General features: G+C 46.1%; 23 protein-coding genes and 2 pseudogenes. 13 read left to right on the top strand and 12 right to left on the bottom strand.

What is annotated here, in order from left to right:
* Nucleotides 1–90 precede the first annotated feature (90 nt).
* Nucleotides 91–660, top strand: coding sequence for a hypothetical protein (locus GCU48_RS13915; RefSeq protein ID WP_152380395.1), 570 nt, complete (start codon nucleotides 91–93; stop codon nucleotides 658–660).
* On the top strand, nucleotides 657–1,292 hold the full coding sequence (locus tag GCU48_RS13910) for a GNAT family N-acetyltransferase (protein WP_152380394.1): 636 nt from the start codon (nucleotides 657–659) through the stop codon (nucleotides 1,290–1,292). The genes GCU48_RS13915 and GCU48_RS13910 overlap by 4 nt, the downstream gene beginning before the upstream one ends.
* 58 nt (nucleotides 1,293–1,350) lie before the next feature.
* On the opposite strand, the gene GCU48_RS13905 is transcribed toward GCU48_RS13910, so the two are convergent.
* The 6 genes from GCU48_RS13905 to GCU48_RS13880 form a co-directional block, all read right to left on the bottom strand.
* Entirely contained in the window at nucleotides 1,351–2,358 is a 1,008-nt protein-coding gene (locus tag GCU48_RS13905; protein ID WP_152380393.1) for an AI-2E family transporter, read from the bottom strand.
* Between the two features lie 55 nt (nucleotides 2,359–2,413).
* Entirely contained in the window at nucleotides 2,414–2,818 is a 405-nt protein-coding gene (gene psiE, locus GCU48_RS13900; protein WP_025716373.1) for a phosphate-starvation-inducible protein PsiE, read from the bottom strand.
* Nucleotides 2,819–2,916: 98 nt separating this feature from the next.
* On the bottom strand, nucleotides 2,917–3,411 hold the full coding sequence (locus tag GCU48_RS13895; RefSeq protein ID WP_025716374.1) for a DedA family protein: 495 nt from the start codon (nucleotides 3,409–3,411) through the stop codon (nucleotides 2,917–2,919).
* 22 nt (nucleotides 3,412–3,433) lie between these two features.
* Nucleotides 3,434–3,943: a CDP-diacylglycerol--serine O-phosphatidyltransferase gene (gene pssA / locus GCU48_RS13890; RefSeq protein ID WP_025716375.1), complete on the bottom strand. Its 510-nt coding sequence runs from the start codon at nucleotides 3,941–3,943 to the stop codon at nucleotides 3,434–3,436.
* Between the two features lie 24 nt (nucleotides 3,944–3,967).
* A complete protein-coding gene (locus tag GCU48_RS13885) occupies nucleotides 3,968–5,737 on the bottom strand; it encodes a sensor histidine kinase (protein WP_152380392.1) in 1,770 nt (589 codons plus the stop codon).
* Nucleotides 5,734–6,414 carry a response regulator transcription factor gene (locus GCU48_RS13880; RefSeq protein WP_152380391.1) on the bottom strand — a complete coding sequence of 227 codons (681 nt, stop codon included), beginning with the start codon at nucleotides 6,412–6,414 and terminating at the stop codon, nucleotides 5,734–5,736. Before GCU48_RS13880 ends, GCU48_RS13885 begins: the two co-directional genes overlap by 4 nt.
* Before the next feature lie 200 nt (nucleotides 6,415–6,614).
* Here GCU48_RS13880 and GCU48_RS13875 point away from each other — a divergent pair, with 200 nt between their 5' ends.
* Together GCU48_RS13875 and GCU48_RS13870 are read left to right on the top strand one after the other, a co-directional pair.
* The gene (locus GCU48_RS13875; RefSeq protein WP_152380390.1) at nucleotides 6,615–7,958 is read left to right on the top strand and encodes a glycoside hydrolase family 30 protein; all 1,344 of its coding nucleotides are present in this window, start codon (nucleotides 6,615–6,617) and stop codon (nucleotides 7,956–7,958) included.
* Nucleotides 7,959–8,121: 163 nt separating this feature from the next.
* Entirely contained in the window at nucleotides 8,122–8,511 is a 390-nt protein-coding gene (locus tag GCU48_RS13870; RefSeq protein WP_025716379.1) for a winged helix-turn-helix transcriptional regulator, read from the top strand.
* A 179-nt stretch (nucleotides 8,512–8,690) separates the two neighbouring features.
* Here the strand turns inward: GCU48_RS13870 and GCU48_RS13865 are convergent, their stop codons facing one another.
* Nucleotides 8,691–9,182, bottom strand: coding sequence for a phenolic acid decarboxylase (locus GCU48_RS13865; RefSeq protein WP_014279672.1), 492 nt, complete (start codon nucleotides 9,180–9,182; stop codon nucleotides 8,691–8,693).
* A 166-nt stretch (nucleotides 9,183–9,348) separates the two neighbouring features.
* Between GCU48_RS13865 and GCU48_RS13860 the strand changes: the two genes are divergently transcribed.
* Nucleotides 9,349–9,897 carry a PadR family transcriptional regulator gene (locus GCU48_RS13860; protein ID WP_025716380.1) on the top strand — a complete coding sequence of 183 codons (549 nt, stop codon included), beginning with the start codon at nucleotides 9,349–9,351 and terminating at the stop codon, nucleotides 9,895–9,897.
* A gap of 43 nt (nucleotides 9,898–9,940) precedes the next feature.
* Here the strand turns inward: GCU48_RS13860 and GCU48_RS13855 are convergent, their stop codons facing one another.
* Nucleotides 9,941–11,128 (bottom strand): Ger(x)C family spore germination protein, encoded by a 1,188-nt coding sequence (locus tag GCU48_RS13855; RefSeq protein ID WP_425280868.1) that lies wholly within the window; start codon nucleotides 11,126–11,128, stop codon nucleotides 9,941–9,943.
* Between the two features lie 3 nt (nucleotides 11,129–11,131).
* A pseudogene (locus tag GCU48_RS28875) lies at nucleotides 11,132–11,707 on the bottom strand (GerAB/ArcD/ProY family transporter); the annotation flags it as partial.
* A 21-nt stretch (nucleotides 11,708–11,728) separates the two neighbouring features.
* On the opposite strand from GCU48_RS28875, the gene GCU48_RS27965 reads away from it, so the two are divergent.
* The 4 genes and pseudogenes from GCU48_RS27965 (at nucleotide 11,729) to GCU48_RS13845 (ending at nucleotide 14,610) form a co-directional block, all read left to right on the top strand.
* Nucleotides 11,729–12,163: a hypothetical protein gene (locus tag GCU48_RS27965; protein WP_244315640.1), complete on the top strand. Its 435-nt coding sequence runs from the start codon at nucleotides 11,729–11,731 to the stop codon at nucleotides 12,161–12,163.
* Nucleotides 12,164–12,333: 170 nt separating this feature from the next.
* Nucleotides 12,334–12,735: pseudogene (locus GCU48_RS29185) on the top strand (S-layer homology domain-containing protein); the annotation flags it as partial.
* A 152-nt stretch (nucleotides 12,736–12,887) separates the two neighbouring features.
* A complete protein-coding gene (locus tag GCU48_RS29180; protein ID WP_370881041.1) occupies nucleotides 12,888–13,019 on the top strand; it encodes an S-layer homology domain-containing protein in 132 nt (43 codons plus the stop codon).
* Between the two features lie 253 nt (nucleotides 13,020–13,272).
* A complete protein-coding gene (locus GCU48_RS13845) occupies nucleotides 13,273–14,610 on the top strand; it encodes an exosporium glycoprotein BclB-related protein (protein WP_152380389.1) in 1,338 nt (445 codons plus the stop codon).
* A 55-nt stretch (nucleotides 14,611–14,665) separates the two neighbouring features.
* On the opposite strand, the gene nirD is transcribed toward GCU48_RS13845, so the two are convergent.
* Together nirD and nirB are read right to left on the bottom strand one after the other, a co-directional pair.
* Nucleotides 14,666–14,986 carry a nitrite reductase small subunit NirD gene (gene nirD / locus GCU48_RS13840; protein WP_152380388.1) on the bottom strand — a complete coding sequence of 107 codons (321 nt, stop codon included), beginning with the start codon at nucleotides 14,984–14,986 and terminating at the stop codon, nucleotides 14,666–14,668.
* 40 nt (nucleotides 14,987–15,026) lie between these two features.
* Nucleotides 15,027–17,456 (bottom strand): nitrite reductase large subunit NirB, encoded by a 2,430-nt coding sequence (gene nirB / locus GCU48_RS13835; RefSeq protein WP_152380387.1) that lies wholly within the window; start codon nucleotides 17,454–17,456, stop codon nucleotides 15,027–15,029.
* 333 nt (nucleotides 17,457–17,789) lie between these two features.
* Here nirB and GCU48_RS13830 point away from each other — a divergent pair, with 333 nt between their 5' ends.
* Together GCU48_RS13830 and GCU48_RS13825 are read left to right on the top strand one after the other, a co-directional pair.
* Complete coding sequence (locus GCU48_RS13830; protein WP_152380386.1) at nucleotides 17,790–18,359, top strand: TetR/AcrR family transcriptional regulator; 570 nt, start codon at nucleotides 17,790–17,792, stop codon at nucleotides 18,357–18,359.
* 50 nt (nucleotides 18,360–18,409) lie between these two features.
* A complete protein-coding gene (locus GCU48_RS13825; RefSeq protein ID WP_152380385.1) occupies nucleotides 18,410–18,760 on the top strand; it encodes an Asp23/Gls24 family envelope stress response protein in 351 nt (116 codons plus the stop codon).
* A 171-nt stretch (nucleotides 18,761–18,931) separates the two neighbouring features.
* Here GCU48_RS13825 and ltrA read toward each other — a convergent pair whose 3' ends face one another.
* Nucleotides 18,932–20,332: a group II intron reverse transcriptase/maturase gene (ltrA, locus tag GCU48_RS13820; RefSeq protein WP_152380384.1), complete on the bottom strand. Its 1,401-nt coding sequence runs from the start codon at nucleotides 20,330–20,332 to the stop codon at nucleotides 18,932–18,934.
* 604 nt (nucleotides 20,333–20,936) lie between these two features.
* Between ltrA and GCU48_RS13810 the strand changes: the two genes are divergently transcribed.
* A complete protein-coding gene (locus GCU48_RS13810; RefSeq protein WP_152380383.1) occupies nucleotides 20,937–21,527 on the top strand; it encodes an RNA polymerase sigma factor in 591 nt (196 codons plus the stop codon).
* The gene (locus tag GCU48_RS13805; RefSeq protein ID WP_152380382.1) at nucleotides 21,488–22,507 is read left to right on the top strand and encodes a DUF4367 domain-containing protein; all 1,020 of its coding nucleotides are present in this window, start codon (nucleotides 21,488–21,490) and stop codon (nucleotides 22,505–22,507) included. The genes GCU48_RS13810 and GCU48_RS13805 overlap by 40 nt, the downstream gene beginning before the upstream one ends.
* Nucleotides 22,508–22,593 lie beyond the last annotated feature (86 nt).

The raw sequence follows: 22,593 nt of genomic DNA, 5'->3' as shown, positions 1-22,593 counted from the left end.
AATAATTTTATAGTAAATGTACTATCTCAGTACAAAACTATAAAATGAATGATACTTGTGACATCTACTTGACCGAGGAGGCAAAATGAAATGAAACAAATTCGGATTCCTTCGTTTTTACATGATGTATTTGGTGAAAAGCAAAGTATTGGCTCGATTGTATGCATACTGCTTTTTGGTGGACTGCTGACTACTGCGCTATATTTGGTATTCCCTCAGCTTACGGACAACTTACCGATATGGCGCATCGCTCTGGCGTTATTATTGATTTTCGATATATTCTCCGGTTGTATTGCCAATTTTACGGCTTCCACCAGTAACTTTTATGCTTCACGTAAAATGAACCGTATCGTATTCATTGCGATACACTTTCATATCGTGCTTGTTGCGCTTTTAATCAATACAAATATTGGGTACTCCATAGGAGTATGGGCATATACAATTGCAGGAGCATTCATCGTGAATGCTCTTATCGGAAGACATTCACAACGATTTGTTGCAGGCTTGCTCCTATCTGTTGGTCTCGGTGCTATGCCATTATTGCCCGGGTTACAGCCTTATATGCTGACCACCTGCTTATTATTTATGCTTAAAGTGTTATTTAGCTTCGCCGTAGATCATTATGGCAGAGCCGCGAATAGCATCGGTGAGGAAGCATGAGTAATTCACGCAACCTATCCAAACTAACCAAAGCAGACAAACCCTTATTCGTATCACTAATGAGCAGGGCTTTTGCCCAAGACCCCTTTTTCCTGCATTTATTTGGCGACTCCAAGTTTGACAGAAAAGCAAAACATCGAGTAAAAGCCTTTGTTTCCTTTATGTTTGATAAAAGCTTTTTGCTTCACGAAGAGGTGTGGGGATATTTCGAAAATGAAAGCTTGATCGGTACTTACATTGTGGAGAAGCCACATGCAAGCATGCTTCAGAATTTGAAAGGGATATTGCTAAACGCGAGGTTGATTCCTTTGTTGTTTCAATTGTCTGGAAAAACATTAAGCCTGCTTAACTCCTATATGCGAGTCACAAGATCCTCTGCTCCTTCATTTACGCATCACTATCTCATTATGATTGGGGTAAGTCCGGAAGAACAAGGAAAGGGGATCGGCAAATCCCTTTTGCAACACTTGATCAATACGGTCAAAGCGGATAAAAAATCGCAAGGAATCGCGCTCGATACCGAAAATAAAGAGAATGTGGATTTATACCGAAGATTTGGATTTACGTTAAGCCAAGAAGCACAAATGGACAATATGCCTGTATACTGCATGTTCTACCCAAAAGAAGGTTAACCATACACAAAAATGCCTGCGGCTTCGCAGGCATTCGTAATGAATAGGTGCAGCTGAATCAGGTATCCTTCTCTTGTTTGCGCTGTACGCCAATCAGATCGAGGAAGAAAACAAACAGTGGAATCCCTACAATCAGGCCCCAAATCCCGATCAAATGTTCAGCGAAAATCAATACGACAAAGGTAAAAAAGATCGGCAAATTGGTTTTGGATGACATCAGCTTCGGATTCAGGAAATAGGCTTCAATCGCATGGATAACCACGATCAGAACAACCAGATAAATCACATATTTGATTCCCCCGACGCTAAAGGCGATCAGACCGAGCGGTATCAGCGAGATGAACACACCCGCTACCGGTACCAGTCCCAATACGAAGATGATGAGTGCAAGACCGAGCAAATTAGGGAAACCCATAATCCAGAGTGCAGTCGTCGTTAAGATACAGTTGATGAGTGAAATCAGCAGTTGGGCTTCCAATACCTTTCCGAAGGTATCCAGGAACATCCGGCCAAAATGACCCACTTCCTCGAAGAACCATCCCAGCTTGCTATGCTTAAAAGTAGCTGTAAAGCGTGTAATATAGGATTTTTCCATCAGGAAAAATAAACTCAGAATAATCGACACCAGCAGTTGTGTGCCCAATTGGCTTACCTTCATGACTGCATTCAAGCCAGGCTCAAATAACCGTTGAACATTCAAGGTATCCATAAATTCAATGATCGTTTCATTCCACTGATTGCGATTAGGATGCGAATACGCTTCCTGAATCATGAGATATACCTGCTTGACCTGCATGCTAATCAGCGGTACCATGCGGTAGACTCCCCACACGATGATCAGAATCAGCAAGGCGTATACCAGCAATAACACAATCGTAGGCGGCACATTGGCAAACCGCTTGATCAGCTTGTTCACTCCGTTATATATGCTGCCAATCAGGATCGTAAGCAGCAGCGATAACAAAATAATATTCATCATGCTTCTCAACATAAACAATAGCAAAATAATTATTGCAAGGACGGCTATCCGCCTGACGCCCGCATGATTCATCCAGTTTCTTACCATTCGTCTTTATTCCCTCTCTCCTGCTTGACTGTCAACCTTGTTATTTGCTCCAGTATCAGCTTTCCCTTTTTAACAATTTACTGTTAGCGATCAATAGAGAACCTACCATGGCCAGAATCGCAATAGACCACCAAAATGTATTTTTAGCATCATCATGATCTACTATAATGAGCCTGATAACAGCCGTGATCCCAATATAGATAAAATACCGTAGGGGAAAATGAAAGTTGGTTTTAAAATACTTAACTATTAATGCTATGAACTCAAAATACAAGAAAAACACAAGCAATTCTTCTGTGAATTCATAGTAATTTTTGTCCGCCTCTGTGTACAAGAAAACATACGAGAAAATGGACCAAGTTTCTTTCAGGAGCAAGAAGCTTAAAATCAGACCGACCAGAAACAACGAGACATTCAAGACCATTTGCAGAAAACCAGGTAACTTCCTTATATACTTCATTACAACATTCAATATAGATCCCCTCGCTGGATGTACAGGTTCTTTATTTATATTATCGATGGAATACATGAAAAATGCTACACTACTTTTGGTTAACCTTAATGAAAGTCTATATTCGCCCCGGCTATATAACCAATCGAGATAAAGATAAGCGTCCATACCAGAGAACCTGCGCTTGCCACCAGCATATATTTTCGAACAGGCATTGCACTAATCCCTGACAAGTAGCTTGTCGCATGCCTGACTCCCGGAATAAAATAACCGAACAGGATGGTCCATAGCCCGAAGCGTGCAAACCAACCCTTCACCTTGGCGAACCGCTTCGGTGTCAGCCCGACCCACTTGCCATGCTTATCGACCAACGGCTGTCCCAGCTTTTTGCCAAGCGTGTAGCTGAACATCATCCCTGTCATGGCACCGATAAAGCTAACAAGTACAGACATCGAATAATTCAGTACCATGATAGAGGATAAATAGCCGACAAATACCATAATAATTTCATCCGGAACCGGCAGGCCGATAATCCCAAGAGCAAGCAGCGCAAAAATAGCGATATATCCGTATTGTGTAATCATGCTGATGGCCCATTCCATAAAGACGCCACCTCCTGACCGGTTATTTTTTGAAGGATGGGAACGGAATACGGCTGACCATGAGGAACGATAGCACTATCATTACCGTAATCAGCAACCCCGGCTTCAAATGCTCACTCCATAAAAACAAAAAGGACATAATCACACCCGCAGCCGTAATCGGCATGCCTACAAAGCCTTTGCTATAAGCCATCAGGTTGAATCTTGCCAATCTTACCGCACCACAGATCACAAACAAAACAGCAGCCACCATGCCCATCCAATGGGTATCTCCCAGCTTGTACAGCAGGATCAGGAAGGCAGGTGCAACACCAAAGGAGACAACATCCGCCAGCGAGTCGAGCTGCTTGCCAAAATCACTGGAGCAATGCAGTAGCCTTGCCAGCAAACCGTCTAGTACATCCCATAAGGCAGCCACCACCACCAGGGTGAAGGCAGTCATATATTGCCCGTGAATCGTGAAGTACAGGGATAGGACCCCTGCCCCCAGGTTTGCAAGCGTGCAAAGTGAGGGCAACCAATTCCATTTCATATTACGTAACTCCTCTGCTATAGCTTAGCCTCCGAATATGACGATAAAACGGACGCCATTTTGGGTATTCTCCGCCTTATAGCGGAATTCGTGTAAATCGAGAATTCGTTTGACAATGGACAAACCGAGTCCCGTCCCACCCGTTTGGCGGCTGCGCGACAGCTCGGCCCGGTAAAACCGCTCCCATATCTGATCCAGTTGATCTTCAGGAATCGTCTCCCCTTTATTTTCAATGGAAAAGGTACTGATTTCTCCAGAGCCTTCGATACGGATCGTGATCGAGCTTCCTTCCTCAGCATGCCGGATGGCATTGATGACGAAATTGATCATCACCATCTCCAGCCAGCCCGCATCAGCATGAATCGGCAGCTCATTGGCAGGGATAATGACCGCTTCCAGTCTTTTTTCCTTCAGCAGATGGAACAGCTTGTCCACGACTTCCTCCACCAGCTCACTTAATATAAAGGTCGTCTTGCGAAGCTTGAGGGTGCCGGATTCCAATTTGGCGAGGTCCAGCATATCCTTGACCAGCCTCTCCATTTTGTCCGCTTCCTCTACAATAACCTTTATGTAATGATCCTGCTTACCAGCGCTAACCCCATCCTGTAGTCCCTCGGCAAAGCCTTTAATAATACTCAGCGGGGTCTTCAGCTCATGAGAAGCGTTGGCAAAAAAGTCCTGCTGCACGGCCTCCATCCTCTGCTTCTGCTCCATGTCCTCCACCAATTGCTGATTGGCCTCCTGCAGCTCGCGCAAAGCGAAATCCAGATTCTGGGACAGGGTATACATGCTATAGGAAAGACTGCCCAGCTCATCATTTTGCCGGATCGGTATATGAGCTGTAAAATCGAGTTTAGCCATCCGCTTGGCGGTATTGTTCAAGGCAATAAGCGGACGGGTCACCATCCGGGAATAGAACAGGGACAAAATCAAAATCAGCGCAAATCCCCCGATCCCCAAATATAAATAAAACCAACGCAGGGCTTCATTTGTCTCACTGATTTCCTGTAACGATGTCACTGTGAACAGCAGGTCGATTTCTCCCGTACTCTGACGCACAGGGTAGACGATGACCGCATTACGTACGCCCGTCCAAGGCTCTGTCCATTCTTCCTCCAGCACTTCGAAATTCTTGAGCTTCTCCAGATGCGTCTGCGATAAAGGAAACCATTCCTCCAACGCACTTAACAGTAAACCTTGTCGACCGCTTAATGTTTTCAAATCTGGCATTACAATTTCCGTCACTGTGCCGGTCCACTTGACGCTGCTTTCTGTGCTTGTCTCGTCCGAGGCAGCTCCGATATTTCCGAAGCCAGGCTTCTGGATGACCACAGGATAGACCACATTGCCAGTAGATATTCCATTACTTTCAGGAATTTCGCCTTCAACGGTTATCGTGTCACCTGGCTGAATCCGGGAAGCTCTCAACTCATCTCCGAACTGGCTTATAAACAGAGACAGCGATATCTTAACGATCTTACCATCTGCTTTTCTAAGATTGATATGAAACGGATCATCCAGCTTGACTTTGCCGTCGAGCGTTACAATCGCCAGCTGGTTCTTGTTTTGATGCATAAAGCGAGCCGCCTCGCGCGAAACTCTGCCAGATCCCCACGCCTCCTTGACATAGCTCTGACCGAAGCTTTGTAAACGGCTTTCCACCCGACCAATCTTCTGCTGCTGATAAAAATTTTCAAAGAACAGCAATTGGCACAAGATCACCATCCCGTAAAAGCACAGGAAAAATGCAACAGTCATAATGAACAACTTAAAGGTTACTCCCCGCTTGTTCATTCTTCCTCCTCAAACCTGTAGCCTGTGCCAAAAATCGTGCGGATATGGCCTGATTCACGGCCCAGCTTGCTTCTCAGCTTTTTGATATGCGTATCGACGACCCGTACGTCTCCTTCATAGTCAATCCCCCACACCTGGTTCAGTATCGCATCCCGTGAAATAACCATGCCCTTATTATGTATAAGCAGCCGCAGCAGCTCATACTCCTTGGGTGTCAGCTCGACTTCTGCCTGATCCACCTCAAGCCGATGAGCCATCGTGTTGAAAATAGCACTGCCGAATCGCAATATGTGCGACTCCGGCTGCACATGTCCATCCACCCGCTTCATCAATGCGTTCGCGCGGGCGATCAGGACCTTGGGGCTGAAAGGCTTGGTAACATAGTCATCCGCCCCCAGATCAAAGCCCAATATTTTATCATCATCACCGGATTTGGCTGTCAGCAAAATAATCGGCACTCCTGAACGGCTGCGTACCTGGCGGCACACCTCCCAACCATCCATTTCGGGCATCATAATATCGAGTACAAGCAGGTCCGGCTGCACCGAATCAAACCAGATAAGCGCATCCTTTCCATTGCCTGCTTCATAGACTTCCCATTTATTCTGTTTAAAATAATCCGCAATCACTTCACGAATACGTATTTCATCCTCTACGAGAAGAACTCTTTTATTCAATCGACTTCCCTCTTTCGGCCATTCTATTACAACAGCATACCAAAGACTTGTGTTCTTTATGTGTTCTTATCAGTAGAAATTTTCTCAGCAAATTCCACCTTGGATTAGGGCAAATTTGTCTTGGCTCAGACCATCTCTTCTCCTTTGATCCTATCCTATAATAAAAAGAGATACAAAAAGCTTGAACAGGAGGGTAATACATGAGCAATCAAACCATTCAGTGGTTCTCCACTTCCAAGGCCCAAGCTTGGCAATCCCAAGCTCATAGCCTTATCGAAACGCAAGAGCAGGCAAACCTGACCATGACGGAAGAAGTCCATCAGCTTGTCGAAGGCTTTGGCGGCTGTTTTAATGAACTTGGGTATGTGGCTCTGAACCACTTGGAAAGCACCGAACGAGAGCAGGTACTGCATTCCCTCTTCCACCCGGAGGGCGAGCACAAATTCACGATTTGCAGGCTGCCCATCGGGGCCAGTGACTACGCGCTGGAGTGGTACAGCCACAATGAAACGGACGGCGACGTGGAAATGAAGCATTTTTCCATTGAACGTGATCAGCAATATCTTATTCCTTTCATTCGGGAAGCGCTGAAGCTCAACCCGGACTTGAAGCTGTTCGCTTCACCCTGGAGCCCGCCGACATGGATGAAATCACCCAAGGCCTACAATTACGGAACTCTGCGCTGGGAAAAAGATATTTTGAAAGCGTATGCATTATATTTTGTCAAATTTGTTCAGGCATATTGTGAAGAAGGAATTACAATCCATCAGATTCATGTTCAAAATGAAGTCATTGCCGATCAAAAGTTCCCCTCCTGTGTGTGGACGGGAGAACAGCTGCGTGAATTTATTCGCGACTATTTGGGCCCTGCTTTTGAGGAACACGGACTGGATACGGAAATTTGGCTTGGTACCATTAATGCTCCTGATCCGTGGGAGGAATTAATGAAGAAGGTTTCCACCGGATTCGATGAGTATGCCCATACCGTGCTAAGTGACCCGGAAGCCTACAAATATATTAAAGGCGTAGGCTATCAATGGGCAGGCAAAAATGCCATCCAACGCACCGTTGCCAGCTATCCCGAGCTTCGTTACATGCAGACCGAAAATGAATGCGGAAACGGGGAAAACTCATGGGACTACGCTAAATATGTGTACAACTTGTACCAGCATTATTTTACTAATGGTGTGAATGCTTATATTTACTGGAATATGGTTTTGGAGCCGAAAGGCAAGAGCACATGGGGATGGGAGCAAAATTCGATGATCACCGTTGATCCAGCGGATCGAAAGCCTGTCCTTAACCCGGAATATTACGTCATGAAGCACTTTTCTCATTTTGTTTTGCCGGGGGCCAGACGCATTGGACTTCGCGGATCATGGACCGGAAATGCCGTTGCCTTCAAAAATGTGGACGGACAAAGGGTACTGGTCATCGCCAATCCGTTCCACGAACCCCGCGCACTAAATCTGTCCGTGGGACAAAAGACGCACCGCTTGGAGCTGGAGCCGGAGTCATTTAACACGATCGTCATTCCTTCTTAGCAGTCGCTGATTCTGGATTTTTACAGTCTTGCACACATCATCACGCGTCACGGTCCGATTGACCCGTCTCTGAACGTATGCTTAGTTTCCAAAATGGATGTATCTCCTTTTGCGTAGAGTAGTTATAAATAGTATACTTGGAGTCACTACGGATGGGAGGGCGATGAACATCACTACTGTAAAAGACAGAATTGATTTGAAGCTGATTAATTGTGATAAGGAGTTGACCCTCGCGGTCATCGGCGGAAAATGGAAGCTGATTATTTTGTGGCATCTCGGTATGGAAGGCACCAAGCGGTTCGGTGAATTGAAGAAGCTGATCCCTCATATTACGCAAAAAATGTTGACCAATCAGCTGCGCGAGCTGGAGGAAGACAAGCTTATCCTTCGTAAAGTTTACCCTGTTGTCCCTCCGCATGTGGAATACTCACTGACCGAGCATGGCGAGAGCCTGATTCCGGTACTGAAAGCCATGTACGATTGGGGATCAAACTATCGCGAGAACGTGATTTGGAAAGAAGAAGGGGCTATTCAGGACGTTACACCCGTGTAATCAGCCAATAGCATGATGCATCACGCTTGAAATATATTTTTAGCCAGTGGAGGCGACTCTGGGAATACCCGGGGTTGTCTTTTTTATCGGCTCCTTTTCTCTCTCCAGTTAACGTAAAAAGCCTGAGACTGTACATCACACAGGCTCAGGCTTTACGCTTCGATCACTTCATAGCTTGATTAGGCTTGCAGCTTACCCGCACGAATATCATCCGTCATACCCGCATAAGGTGCTTGGGAAATCAATTTCTCGTTGTTCACACCCGCATTTTCAATGAATGTAATGTCTGCAAATTCAGGGACTACATACTTCGGATAGGTTTCGTACTTTTCACGCGATTCTTCCATCAACGGAATAAAATCGTTTTGATAGCGTACCGTGATCTCCGGATGCTCATGCACCCATTTGGGGAAGAAAATAATACCGTGCATGCGTTTCTCCTCAGGCATAAAGTTTAGAGAAACGTCAGTGCCTGTCGGCTCAGTCCAAGACACTTTGTACACATTCTCCACTAATTTCACCAAATTCACCTTCTGATCACGTACCCAGCGCCCGCCTACCATACCACTATGAATGCGGTAATCAATCGTATCTTCATTTTTAATGTATATTTCGTATTCCCAACCGTTCTCATAGGTGTAGATCATGTGACTACCGATAAACTTGTCCATCATACATCCTTCTTTCTTTCTTTTATTATTAGTTTTCATGAGTTAAAGAGGGCATCGACAATAGTATCAATTTTATACATGTAAATATAAACATGTTTTATATTACATTTAAATTGTAACACTGTGATATACTAGTGTCAAATACCCCATTGTAAGGAGAGCTACGTTGAAACGTACATTAAAATATGCCATTTTGGGCCTGGTCCACAAACAGGAAATGAGCGGCTACGATATTACGAGCCAATTCAAGCAGGAAATCGGACAATTTTGGAGTGCCAAGCACAGTCAGATTTATCCTGAGCTCAAAAGGCTAACCGAAGAAAAGTTAATTGAATATCGTACTTCCATTACAGGAGCCAAGCTGGAAAAGAAGCTGTACTGCATCACACCCAAAGGAACTCAAGAGCTGACCGAATGGCTGTTGAGTCCCAAAGAGCTGCCGGAAACGGAAAAGGATGAGTTTATGCTCATGCTGTATTTTTCAGCCGCCATCCCCAAGGAAGAAAACAAACGGCTGTTCGAGGATCAGATCGCCAAACGTAAAGAGAAGCTGGAGTATTTGTACGAAAGCAAAAAATCCCTCCAACTGCTGGATAAGAACCTCCAAGTTCCCGGCTCTCATCAATTCGGACATTATCTGGTGCTGAGTCGTGCTATCAATCGGGAAGAAAGCTATATTACGTGGCTGGAAGAAACGCTGTCCTTGTTTGAATAGCTTTCAATACAAAAAAATCCAGCTCAGCAAACAGGATTGCACCCTATCCGCCTGAGCTGGCTGCTTTCGTTGTATGCCAATCTGCCGTCGTATTGGAAGCTCCGTAATCCTCAATGTGAATATCCGTACTGAATTGTACCGGAATCGTGCTAAAAGTCGTATCCCAATCCTTTTTGACCTTGCGCCATACTTTAGGATGCTGAATCCGCAGGGCTTCTCCGAAGCCTCCAACATCCACCCGTAGCTTATGCATTTTGGCTACAGTTTGTTCTGCTAATGAGTTGGCCTTCCCCTGAAAAATACTCTCTAATCGGCCAAGCAGTCGATTATTGCCCAAAGCTTCATTCGGATTAAAATTTTCCGAAATGCGTCCCTCTGAAGTCATTCTTACGCGGAAAGATATGTCATCCCCCTGAACGATGGCCTTAATCCTGCTTTTTGTTGATTTGATCTCATATGCCATATTTTTACCAGTTTTGTGATCGATATCTTTCAAAAGACCTCCTTTCAGTTCACCTTTGATCCACATGAGTCCTTCCACCTCAGACTCATTCAGAAAACCACCGTATGTTTGCGCCTTTCCCTTGATGATTCCTGCACCCGCGATCTTGACTTCACTCTCCGTCGTAATGACATTAGGCAATAAAAAGCTTCTATTCGCCTTCATGGGTCCAATCACTTTAGCCAGTGACACAGGCCTCAGCATCCGTGAATTCCGTTTACGGTTTACGAAAATATCCTTTAATATAAAGGCCGGGGTCTGACCGGGTATTTTCTCCTGAAGTGCATCACCTGCCTCGTCTGTACTGATCAGCAATTGAACGCTGGGTCGGATGTCATTATCCCTCAAAAAAAAGTCCAGCAGCTCATACAACGGAACCTTACGAAGCAGACTGGAGCTGATAATGACCGTCTTCAAATGAAATCCGATAGGAGGACGATTGGTCCGTAATGAAATTTCCCTCAACATCTCAAAGACGGAATCACCGGTTTCTGTAATGTTATAAAATTTTTTAGTTTGCGAAGGAGAGCTTCCGGAACTTTTGTTCTCCTCTGGCACTATAAATTGAAAGGTTCCTTTAATTAACTCTTTCTTCGGATAGTATCCTCCTTTCTGATTGAGTTGCTCTTCTTGCGAGGATTTTTGTGCTACATCCATAGCAATGCCTGTCTCCAGATTTAAATCCTCCACCGGAGAGCTGCTCCAGCAACCTGAAAGTGTACTGCATATCAGGAGAGCCGATATTCCGAGTAATCCTAACCGCACTCTTTTCATGACCGCCCCGAATGAAAATAACTCATTCAGGTTTTTGGGAATTTGAGATAGGATGTAAATGGCCGGGAGCAGAATAAACAGGATTGCCGAATAGGATCTATTCAAAATTTGAGAAACTCCGAGCGAAGCGCAATAAAAAGCGATACTGAAAGTGGCAAAAATCTGCATGATCCAGATTGACAGCAATAGGGATTCGAACCGTTCAAATACCAGATACTCCACTTCAAAGCTGCGGGCTAAATCCAAAAAAGGCCAGGTTCTGGTCATAACCCCTTCCACCGAAAAAGCCCCAATGCACAGAACCACCGCGGCTATATAAAAAAAAGCCGCTATTCCAATGGCCAGACCGATCACCCTGGTTGCTTTCTTAGGTTTTTCCATTCGACAAAGAATGATAAGCATACACTCAGCTCCCGTAAAGGTAAGCGTTGTAGTTTTCAGGGCTTTAAACACTGGCATCACACCCTCCGACAAGACGGGACGCAAATTATTCAATTCAAAAACATTTAAACCCAGCAAGCATATCAACAAAAGGTAAGTGATGGCTCTCATGCTTTGACACAAGCCATAGAAGTTATCGTCCCTGCCAAGATTAGTGTGGACACAGGCAAGTCTAACAAAGATAAAGAAGAAGATCAGGTTCAACAGACAGGAACCTCCGAGCAAGGGAAAGCGGTCTCCCTCTTTGTTCCAACAGCGGCATATCTCGATGAACAGATACAACAAGCACTGCGGGAAGGCAAGGCATACGCAGACATTCGTTTGGAGCAGGAAAAGCAAACTAGTCGTGTTATCCTTTCTCAAGCTTTGCTGAATAAATGGGATCAGGTTGGAGTTGCCGTAATATCCCGCTATGGAACACTGATGATATCCAGCGATGCCTTAACCCGCATGCCCCAGGCCAGCAGGACGCTACTTTCTCCTTCCAGCATACGGATACAGAACGTGCACAGCAGATACGCGATTGGGCCGAGCAACAATCCAACCTGAAGCTAATAGGTCCGATTGTAGACATTAAGGCCAACGTGACAGGAACCTCGTCCATCGTTCTACCCCTGGATAACGAATCTTTAAGTAAATTGCAGAATGCGGAACCCCAATTCTCCATTCTTGCTATTTATGAAAATGGCGAGCGTGAGATTCTAAAAGGCACTGCTGTGATGGATTCAAAGGGAATTTTGTCAGGCGTAAGTGTGAATACAACTCGGTTAAATACCTTTGCCATTGCTGTCTCTACCGACGCAAAGCCCGAACCGGATCATACAAATGTGCAAAATACTCCCATAAATCCGTCGGATTCGCAAGAGACCGCTCAGGTATGGCCGGATGTACAAGGCCATTGGGCAGCGAAGTCCCTGCAATCTCCTGCAGCCAAAGGCTGGATACAAGGATATAAAGACGGCAACATGCGCCCTGAGCGCGCGGTAAGCCGTGCAGAATTTGTGTCCATACTGACCAGAGCTTTGGGGACTACTAAAGACGAGGGTACATCTGCCAACTTTACAGATATGGAAGGACACTGGGCTGTAGCAGCGGTGGATGCCGCTCATCGTCAGGGGTGGATTCAAGGGCTAACCGTTCAGACATTCGGCCCTGATGAGAGTCTTACCCGAGAACAGGCGATGGTAATCCTGTCACATGCATTAGCCGATAAAATATCTGCTTCAAGCAAGGCTGCACCGCAGTCCGATAAGGATGATCAGCAAACTGCTTCCTGGCTTCCACTGCATTCAAAAATGCTGTTGCCTCCGGCTGGATTAACGGTTATCCTGATGGGACGCTCAGACCAAAGGCAGCCATCAGCAGAGGTGAGCTGGCTGAAATGCTGATACGTATTTTCAAATAAGACGTTAAGGACCCTTAAATTAAATGGGGTACAAATAAATACAGCGCGGTCCCAAGGTTTTCGGGGACCGCGCTTTTTTAGTGAGTAGTGTATAAAGGCATTATGTTCATGTACAAGCCTCCAACATTCACTTTTGCTTGTTTATTCACCCTTTTTGCTTCAGTAAATATATTAATAATACCTGTGAAGCGGGGCGATTAACCACTTGTCACCTCTATAGTAGGAAGAATGGTGAGGAGGAGATATTAAGAGCATGAAACATAAAAGGCCGTTCAGGTTCGGTGGCGCTTCAAAAAAAGACGAAGACTGTAAACCAACAAAAGTTAATCGGGGTATTGGGGCTCTTCTCAAGCTTATTCATGAATTGACCGCGATCATCCCACTCGTATTTGAAAATCCCTTAGCAGTTAATGTTTCTTCATTGCAGCAAATTTTAAAACGATTATTAATTCTGGCGAAAAGTTTGAGACTTAGAAACGGGGGGAAGGCGGACTTGTTGGCAGCGTTGGAGCTGGCTATCGTGGCGCTGGAAGCCGCACCTTTCTCACCGATCAGTGTAGGAACTACACTGCAACAACTGCTGGATGCCCTATTGTCTATCGTTCTACAGGAATCCCTCGATCCTGTCTTTAAAGACAGCCTGATTGGTGCGATCAGAACGGCAGGAACAACTGTTAGCAACACATTAGGTAAAACATACGAAACGTACTATTCAGGGGATCCTGGCCCGCAAGGGCCTACCGGACCTCCAGGGCCTCCTGGTCCAGGGGGGCCTCAAGGCATCCCCGGACCACAGGGTCCTGCCGGGCCGGTCGGCGAAGCTGGTCCTATCGGAGCGGCCGGACCTATTGGCCCTCCTGGACCGGCCGGGCCTGCTGGACCTGTGGGGTCGGTTGGAGCCGCTGGGCCTATCGGGGCTGCTGGACCTGAAGGGCCTGTCGGAGCCACAGGGGCTACAGGTGCGGACGGATTGCCCGGCGCTGTAGGGCCTGCCGGACCTACGGGTGCCACAGGCGCCACAGGGGCTACGGGTGTGACAGGCGCTACGGGCGCCACGGGTGCGACGGGTGCGGGTGCAATCATTCCGTTCGCTTCGGGTGGACCAGCGATTTTGACCACCATTGCTGGCGGGTTGGTAGGAACCACAAGCTTGATCGGCTTTGGAAGCTCAGCAACAGGTATTAGCCTTGTAGGCGGGGCCATTGACCTGACAGGTACACTCGCAGGACCATTGATTAACTTTGCTTTTTCCGTCCCACGGGATGGCATAATTACATCCATCGCTGGATATCTCAGTACAACTGCTGCACTGACCCTCATAGGGTCAAGCGTAAGTATTACTGCCGAGCTGTTTAGTTCTCCAACACCTAATAACACCTTCACAGCAGTCCCCGGAGCTACAGTTACATTAACTCCACCATTGACTGGTATTATCGCTTTAGGGACAATATCCAGTGGTATCACTACCGGATTGGCTATACCGATAACAGCGGGAACCCGTTTGCTTCTGGTCTTCTCCGCAACAGCTACGGGACTTTCACTTGTAAACACTGTCGTAGGTTATGCAAGTGCAGGTATTACCATTACCTGATCCAGAATGGCAAAAGCCCCGCAGGATTGGTCCTGTGGGGCTCTTGTTATTTGTATTAAAGCGATATTTTCACTTCTTCTCCGTCTTCCCGAATGTCGAATGTTTTGACTTGTCCGGTATCAGGCTCTTGAACAATACCTGTCTCCAAATCAATCTTCCAGTCACATAGTGGATCATAAATGTAATGACCGGATACCATCGCTTCAGCAAGCGGCCCCCCTTTAGGATGCGGGCTGGAATTTTCAATAGCATAAAGCTTGTTCTCAGAAGTGCGGAATACTGCAATTTCGTTGTCATCCAACCGGATCGTCCGCCCAATTCTAGTTGGAAAATCCTTACTGTTACCGACGATAAGCCATTCTGCATGTTTGATCATTCGCTTGATTGCTCCCTTCTCCAGGCATGATCTAAATAATTCATACAATAGATGGTGTAACGACCTCAAATAGGTTCTTACGCGAATCCGCATCATGGATAATCTTTTTCCATGGGTCTTCAACCTGTTGCAGTGCAAATTCAATACGTTCTATTAAAGCTTTGCGATTTTCTATATCATGGACGACAGCCTTCCGAATCTCTTCAAGACCGGTCCGTTCCACCCATTCCGAAGTACGTTCCAGATATTGGCCTGTTTCACGGTAGAACTGCATCACGCCTGCCACAATATCAATCAATTCAGCATCCGTCTTCACCTTACAGAGCGAATCAGCCAACCGCGCTTTAATACCGCCATTTCCACCGATAAAAATCTCCCAGCCTCCATCATTACCCACAATTCCGATATCCTTCGTACATGATTCGGCACAGTTGCGCGGACACCCGTTGACCGCTAATTTAAATTTTGCCGGAAAATCCAATCTTTCAAATTTCCGTTCCAGCACCTCTCCCATTCCCATGGAATCCTGTGTGCCAAACCGGCAAAATTGTGATCCAACGCAGGTTTTAACTGTACGGAGCGATTTCGCGTAGGCATATCCTGACGGCATGTCGAGTTCTTCCCATACCTTAGGCAAATCCTCTTTACGGACACCAATCAGATCTAGCCGCTGCCCCCCTGTTACTTTAACCACTTTAACGTTGTATTTAAGTGAAACATCAGCTATTTTCTTCAAATCCTCCGGAGTCGTAACACCGCCGTACATTCTTGGCACAACTGTAAATGTTCCATCCTTTTGAATGTTGGCGTGCAGTCGCTCATTCACAAATCGGGAATCTTCTTCATTTTCATAGGTATCCGGGTTAATCATTCCCAAATAATAATTCAGCGCCGGGCGACACTTGGAGCACCCTTCATCATTATGCCAACCAAGCACATTCATAACTTCACGTGTCGTTGTAAGGCCCTTGGTTCTGATAGCTTCAACAATCTCATCCCGGCTCAATGTGGTGCAGCCGCATATTCCCTGCTTGGCTGTCGTTTGGAAGCTGTCTCCAAGAACATACTGGAGAATTTGTTCAACGACTGGCTTACACCCTCCACAGGACCGCGTTGCCCCGGTACAGGCTTTAATTTCATCGACTGTAGTCAACCCATTTTCATGAATTGCATCAACAATCGCCTTTTTAGTTACACCGTTGCAGCCGCAGACAATTTCATCATCGGCCATCGTTTCAGCGGATAAGGTTTTAGCCCCATCTTGACAACATCCGGTACCCATGAGCTGTCCATATATTTCATCAGTCATCAGCGTTTGCTGCCGTACATATTTTTGAAGGCTGGCGGATTCGCTCACATCTCCGAACAACACCGCTCCGACAATTTTGTTTTCACGAAGCAGCACTTTTTTGTAGGTGCGCTTCCACTCATCCTTTGCCACAATCACTGTATGTTCAGGAGCAGTTATGAATTCGCCAGCCGAGAAAACATCCACACCTGAAATTTTGAGCTTGGTGGAAACCACTGATCCCTGATAGCCTTCGGTATCCGCACCTGCAAAATGCTTGGCAATGACACTTCCCTGTTCAAACAACGGAGCAACCAGACCGTAACAGATCCCGCGGTGTTCAGCACACTCCCCTACAGCATATACATCCGGCATGGAGGTCCTCATCAAATCATCGACCACAATTCCACGTTTTGTTTCTATACCACTTTGCACAGCCACCTGAATGTTAGGCTTTATCCCGACAGCCATTACAACCAAATCTGCCTCCAGTTCGCTTCCATCCGAGAACCGAAGTCCCTGCACCCGATCCTGACCATATACCTCAGCAGTTTGCATTTGCATGGCAAACTTGATTCCCTGGCGTTCTAGTTCTGCTTTCAGCATCGCAGAGGCTTCCCGATCGAGCTGACGCTCCATCAAATCCTCCATCAAATGAACAACCGTTACGTCCATGCCGAGATTAACCAGGCCTTTAGCCGCTTCCAGTCCCAACAACCCTCCACCAATGACCGCTGCCTTTTTATAGGTTTTGGCTGCCTCAAGCATTGCCGAACAATCGGCAATATCCCGAAAACCGATGACGCCCGGTAATTCTTTACCCGGAATAGGCAAAATAAACGACTGGGAGCCAGTAGCCACCAAAGCTACATCGTAATCAATTTCAAGTCCGTCCTCAGTGTGAATCCTCTTTCGTTCCCCGTCGATGCTGCGCACCGTTTTCCCAGTATATAAAGTAATACCTTGATCCTCGTACCATTGCAGATCATTCAGTATAATGTCCTCGATGGTTTTACTACCCTCCAAAACATAAGAGAGCATGATCCTGTTATAGTTCGGATGCGGCTCATTTCCAAGGACTGTAATTTCATATTTATCCGTTAACTTAAGAATTTGTTCGACCGTATTGATACCAGCCATCCCGTTACCTATAACCACAAGCTTTTGTTTACTGTTTATCATATACCGGTTCCTCCATTCATTCGACGACATTCCTACCGACGACTACTCCTACGATCCTACTAAATATTGTCTATGCTTCTATTCTAATGTCGTGGGTTATGTTATATGTGACTTCAATCACAATATAGCTAGAGTTGTACATGTCGAGGGACTTCCCTATTCGAATTCAAGGGATTAAGGTAAGAAACAAAAAAATCGAGTTATGATGTTGATTTCTGAAATGTGGATGCTTGGATTTGACTATTTAGATTATTGATTTAAAATCCAATTAAATGATATAAAAAACTATCAATTAATTATAAAAAAAATTATTAATAAGAGAAGGATTTTCTAATGAAGAAGGACATGACAACGATCAAGCAAATAAGGCTTAATAGCCTGTTGGACGTAGCCACTATGCTACTTATCGAAAAGCCAACCGCCTCTATGAACGAGATTGCCGATTATGCAGGAATTGGCACTGCCACCTTGCATCGCTATGTTGAAAGCAGGGAGCAATTGATGATTCATCTGGGATTTCGAGCCATCGAAGTCGTAAGTGAAACCATAAAAGGAATCTCTTTGGATGAGGACAACTATGAAAACTACATTCCAGAGTTGATTGAAGCACTTATTCCGTTAGGAGACAAAATTTATTTTCTTGCTCATGATGCATCCGTCAACTATAACAAGGAGATTGAAGGAGCGGATCAGAAGCTGAGAGAACCCATATTGCATGTGATACAAATATTGCAACAGAAAGGTTATTTTCAGCCACATATTGATAAAGAATGGATCATGGATGTCCTCTACTCGCTGCTATTTCTAACATGGCAGCAAGTAAAGAACGGTAATATCGCAAAAAACTCTGCCGCAGCACTGGTTGTAAATACTTTTTACCATGGATTCAAAGCAACTGAGTAAGGGTCACACTGCATCATGAAGAGGCGAACACACACGAGGAGGAATCCTGCATGTTAATTCAAAACGTACTGGGAAGTATTGCGATTTCCAAGGATGCTATTTCTAATATCATTGGCAAGACAGCAACTGCAACAATGGGAATTGCATCGATGTCAACGGAAGTCGTCGAAGGAATCACCAACAAGTTAAGTGGGAAAAGCCTGCAAAATGGCATTGAGCTTCATGTGACAGAATCAGGGCTGGATGTCGATTTAAGCATTGTCGTTCATTATGGAACAAAAATGTACGATGTAGGCAGAGAATTACAGAAAAATGTTCGGGAAGCCATTGAGAAGTATACGGGCCTATCCATTGGCATGATAAACGTCAAAGTACAAGGGATATCCCTACCCATTCATTAGTCGCAGAAAAGTATGAGTGATAGACATAAATGATAACGGGATTATGGAAATGGACGGGCCGGCTTTTCATTGTACAGAATGGCCAAAAGGGTGAAATCGAGTAGGAGGCTACCCATTAGTTGAGTAGCCGACCTCTCACACCACCGTACGTACCGTTCGGTATACGGCGGTTCAACCGTTTAAGTACAATTGACGTAGACGCTCGTACTGCGCAGGGAAGTCATAATACCCTGCCTGTACGAGCCTTTTGTTTGTAACCGAGCGTTGCATTATCGCACTTCCGGCAATGCGCCAGTACCCCAGACGGGTGTTTCCCCATGGGTAGGCCTGCCCCTCCGGTACTCCCAGGTTTCGCAGGTTCCGTACCTTCGTTCTCGGTTTCTTCCACTCTTTCCAGATGTACATGCGCATTCGTCTTCGCAGCCATTCATTCCAACTTTGCAGGATTCGCTTCATGTCGGCTGCATAGAAATAACCAATCCATCCGCGAATGTAGACCTTGACGTTTTCCATCACCTGCCTGGCATTCCTGCCTTGACTCCGGCTCGTTAGCTCTTTCAGTTTCCTCTTTGCCTTCGTGAGGGATTGCGGGTGAACCCGAATGTACATCCCGTTTCTGTTCTTTCCCAAGGCGAATCCAAGAAATTTGAAGTGCTTTCGTGCCACGGCACTGACGACCTTGCTTTTCTGCGCATTCATCTGGAGTTTTAGCTTGTTCTCCAGATACGTCCGGCTTGATTTCAATAGCCGCGTTGCTGCTCGTTTGCTCTTTGCCAGTACCACGATGTCATCCGCGTACCGAATGAACCTCACGCCTCGGCTTTGCATCTCCTGATCGAATTCGTTCAGATAGATGTTCGCTAAAAGCGGCGACAGCGGCCCACCCTGCGGAGAACCTTCTTCTGTTTTGCGGCGTATTCCGTTTTCCATCACTCCGCTCTTCAGGTACTTTTTAATCAGGCCCGTCACGCGCTTGTCCTGAATTTGCTTGCGCAGGAGGTTCATGAGCAGTTCATGGTTCAGCGTATCGAAATACTTCGAGAGGTCGATTTCTACCGCATGGCTATAACCCTGCTCCGCATAAGTCTTCACTTTTCGAATCGCTTGCTGGGCACTTCGCCTTGGGCGATAGCCGTAGCTTCCTTCCGAAAAGAGCGGCTCAAACAGCGGTTGCAGTTGCTGGGCAATGGCTTGCTGGATGATGCGATCTACGACCGTCGGGATGCCGAGCTTTCGGACTCCGCTTCCATCTGGTTTGGGGATGTTCTTGCGTCGTACCGGGCTTGGCTTGTATTTTCCATCCCGGATGCTTCCCAAGAGTTCCACTCTGTTCTCCCGCAGCCACGACAATGCCGCCTCGACGGTCATTCCGTCGATTCCCGGCGCTCCGTGATTGCGCTTGACTTGCTGGTAGGCTCTGTTCAGGTTGTTCCTGTCCAGTATCTTTTCCAGCACGTCGCTTGCACCGCCTCTTTCCCTACTTTCCCGAGAGCCGATGCTCCGCGCTCCTGCATACTCTTCGCGTTCCACGCTATCCCTTTGCAGGTAGCCCTTTCGGTATTCTGCTTTCATCACACCGACTCTCCTTCCTGTTTGTACTCAAGACCTACGATTGTTCAGCCCTTTCCGAAAAAAAAACTTCCGGTACTATGGCCTCTGCTGACTTCTCACAGCAAGCTTTACTCCGTCTTTCGGATAATATTTTTTTTTTCCTACACAACGTCTGTGAGACCTCCCCGGGTAAGAGCGATAACCTTCCCCTCATCTATCTGTCACATTTACATCATGGAATTCGGGCAGTATTGGACTTCACTTTGTCTCGCAAGCTCGTCCGTTCCATCATGCCTTCTATGTGATTTCTGTTCGTCAGACCGAGGGTTTGCCTCCGGCTTCCTTCAGATTCTGCCTCGCGGCAGACACCCTTGCCCTTGGCTAACAGTTCCTACTGCCAAGCCTGTAGCGGACTTTCACCGCCAAGTTATCGCCCATGCCGGGCGCACGAGAAAAAGGAGCCCATCCTCGCTTGAGAATGGGCTCCTTTTGCATTTTTCGGCATCTGTTTTCCAGTTCGGAGTCTTGATTTAAACAAAAGCAAGGCTTTTGCAGGGGCTCTCCTTTTGGGCTCACTTCGTTTGTTATATATACATCATGCTGAACAGAGGAGGTGCCTAAAGATTTGGATGAAGAAGTAGAATACAGAATCAAACGGGTCCAGGCAGGCAAGATTCAGGATTACGCTTTTATCGTAAAGAAATACCAGCGTCAGATTCTGGTGTACTGCTGGCGGCTTCTGGGCAACGAACAAGAAGCAGAGGACGCCGTTCAGGATATCCTGGTCAAGTCATTTGAGAAAATTAACATGTACAAGCCGACAGTAAGCTTCTCGTCCTGGTTGTATAAAATAGCTTATTATCATTGCTTGAACTTGATTCGCCGGAAGAAATTACACCAAACATTGAAGCTTGGGCTGTTCACCCACAATATGACTGCCACTGACAGTGCTGCACAGGCCATAGAAAGCCAGCTTTTCAGTGAACCGCTCAGCCGGGCGCTGAACAAACTGACAGCAGAAGAGCGAAGTTTGCTGGTACTGCGAATATTTGAAGAAAAGTCGTTTGGTGAGATCGGTGAAATCATGAACAAAAGCCAGGAAGCTATCAAGAAAAAATACGGCAGGACGAAAACAAAGCTCAAAAAAATGATGAGCCCTGTGAAGGAGGAAGAGGAATGCGTGAATTTCAGCACACTGTTCAAGACGAAAGCATAAAAGAAATGGATTTGCTGCCGACAAAAGCGTTCAAAATCCAGGTGTTTGATGTCACGGACAAGGTGATGGATCGGGTCTATCAAAAGGAGCAACGAAAAGCGAGGCTGTTTGCCAAAGGCCTACGCTCCGGTATCGCAGTCCCCGCAATGATCTCGTTTTTTGTTTTGGGTGCTTCCCTAACCGGATATGCGGCTTCGCAATACCTTGAATTTCGTAACAGCAAGGGCGACGTCGTATTAAATACAGCTAAAGCTGACGAGCCCACAGATTTTGCCAAGACGTATTCCCGGCTACTGAATGCGTACAGCCAACAGGTCAAAGACCAGCTTCAGCCGGGAGAATATGCCGCCTATTATATTAAGGATGATTTTATGAATAACGCAGATCGGTCCAATCCGATCAAATTTGAATATAAACAAGGGGAATTTTCCAGTTTCAACAGTCTGCAAAATGAAATTAAACGGACGCATGCACCACGCTTGGATAGTCCATCCCATCTACCGAACGGCTACCGTTTCGATTACGGATATGTATATCCTGCCTTTATGTATCCCAAATTTCTGCAAAATAAAGAATACCGCACTTTGGCAGATGAGCTCATTCAGAAGTCCAAAACCGCTCCAGCAGGCGAAAAGCTGCTTATCAAGAAGCTGAGCTGGGAAAAGGCAGACTTTACTGCAGCACGGTATGTGAAAGGAAGCGATTATGTGAGCATTTCCATTACGACACTTACGCCTGATTCCAAGCTGACTGTCTTTCAGAATGATCGAGATGCAGCCGAGAAGCTGACGATTAAAGGAACCGCGGCCTATTACATCAAATCGGGTGAGATAAGCGGGGCATCCATTACCAGCAAAAACCGGCTTGGCTGGAAAGATGACGACCATCATTTGCTCTACGAAATTTATGATAATCCGAGTAGTCCGCTGGTCAAGCAGGACTTAGTGAAGATTGCAGAAGATCTCCTTACCTCCCATTGATCTGGTAAATATCGTCATCAGAATTCTCCCTATTTCATGAGGATGTGGGTGAAAGTTTACAGGCTCAAGATGGCTTTAAAACCATC

Origin of the sequence: Paenibacillus brasilensis, assembly GCF_009363115.1 — a bacterium.
GTDB classification, from domain to species: domain Bacteria; phylum Bacillota; class Bacilli; order Paenibacillales; family Paenibacillaceae; genus Paenibacillus; species Paenibacillus brasilensis.
The sequence above is the reverse complement of the archived record's forward strand: the minus strand, read 5'-3'. Positions and strand labels throughout refer to the sequence as shown.

Bases quoted from the DNA above. Each gene is read 5' to 3' on its own strand.
- GCU48_RS13915 (WP_152380395.1), top strand. From the start codon at position 91: ATGAAACAAATTCGGATTCCTTCGTTTTTACATGATGTATTTGGTGAA.
- GCU48_RS13910 (WP_152380394.1), top strand. From the start codon at position 657: ATGAGTAATTCACGCAACCTATCCAAACTAACCAAAGCAGACAAACCC.
- GCU48_RS13905 (WP_152380393.1), bottom strand. From the start codon at position 2,358: ATGGTAAGAAACTGGATGAATCATGCGGGCGTCAGGCGGATAGCCGTC.
- psiE (WP_025716373.1), bottom strand. From the start codon at position 2,818: ATGAAGTATATAAGGAAGTTACCTGGTTTTCTGCAAATGGTCTTGAAT.
- GCU48_RS13895 (WP_025716374.1), bottom strand. From the start codon at position 3,411: ATGGAATGGGCCATCAGCATGATTACACAATACGGATATATCGCTATT.
- pssA (WP_025716375.1), bottom strand. From the start codon at position 3,943: ATGAAATGGAATTGGTTGCCCTCACTTTGCACGCTTGCAAACCTGGGG.
- GCU48_RS13885 (WP_152380392.1), bottom strand. From the start codon at position 5,737: ATGAACAAGCGGGGAGTAACCTTTAAGTTGTTCATTATGACTGTTGCA.
- GCU48_RS13875 (WP_152380390.1), top strand. From the start codon at position 6,615: ATGAGCAATCAAACCATTCAGTGGTTCTCCACTTCCAAGGCCCAAGCT.
- GCU48_RS13870 (WP_025716379.1), top strand. From the start codon at position 8,122: ATGAACATCACTACTGTAAAAGACAGAATTGATTTGAAGCTGATTAAT.
- GCU48_RS13865 (WP_014279672.1), bottom strand. From the start codon at position 9,182: ATGGACAAGTTTATCGGTAGTCACATGATCTACACCTATGAGAACGGT.
- GCU48_RS13845 (WP_152380389.1), top strand. From the start codon at position 13,273: ATGAAACATAAAAGGCCGTTCAGGTTCGGTGGCGCTTCAAAAAAAGAC.
- nirD (WP_152380388.1), bottom strand. From the start codon at position 14,986: ATGATCAAACATGCAGAATGGCTTATCGTCGGTAACAGTAAGGATTTT.
- nirB (WP_152380387.1), bottom strand. From the start codon at position 17,456: ATGATAAACAGTAAACAAAAGCTTGTGGTTATAGGTAACGGGATGGCT.
- GCU48_RS13830 (WP_152380386.1), top strand. From the start codon at position 17,790: ATGAAGAAGGACATGACAACGATCAAGCAAATAAGGCTTAATAGCCTG.
- GCU48_RS13825 (WP_152380385.1), top strand. From the start codon at position 18,410: ATGTTAATTCAAAACGTACTGGGAAGTATTGCGATTTCCAAGGATGCT.
- ltrA (WP_152380384.1), bottom strand. From the start codon at position 20,332: ATGAAAGCAGAATACCGAAAGGGCTACCTGCAAAGGGATAGCGTGGAA.
- GCU48_RS13805 (WP_152380382.1), top strand. From the start codon at position 21,488: ATGCGTGAATTTCAGCACACTGTTCAAGACGAAAGCATAAAAGAAATG.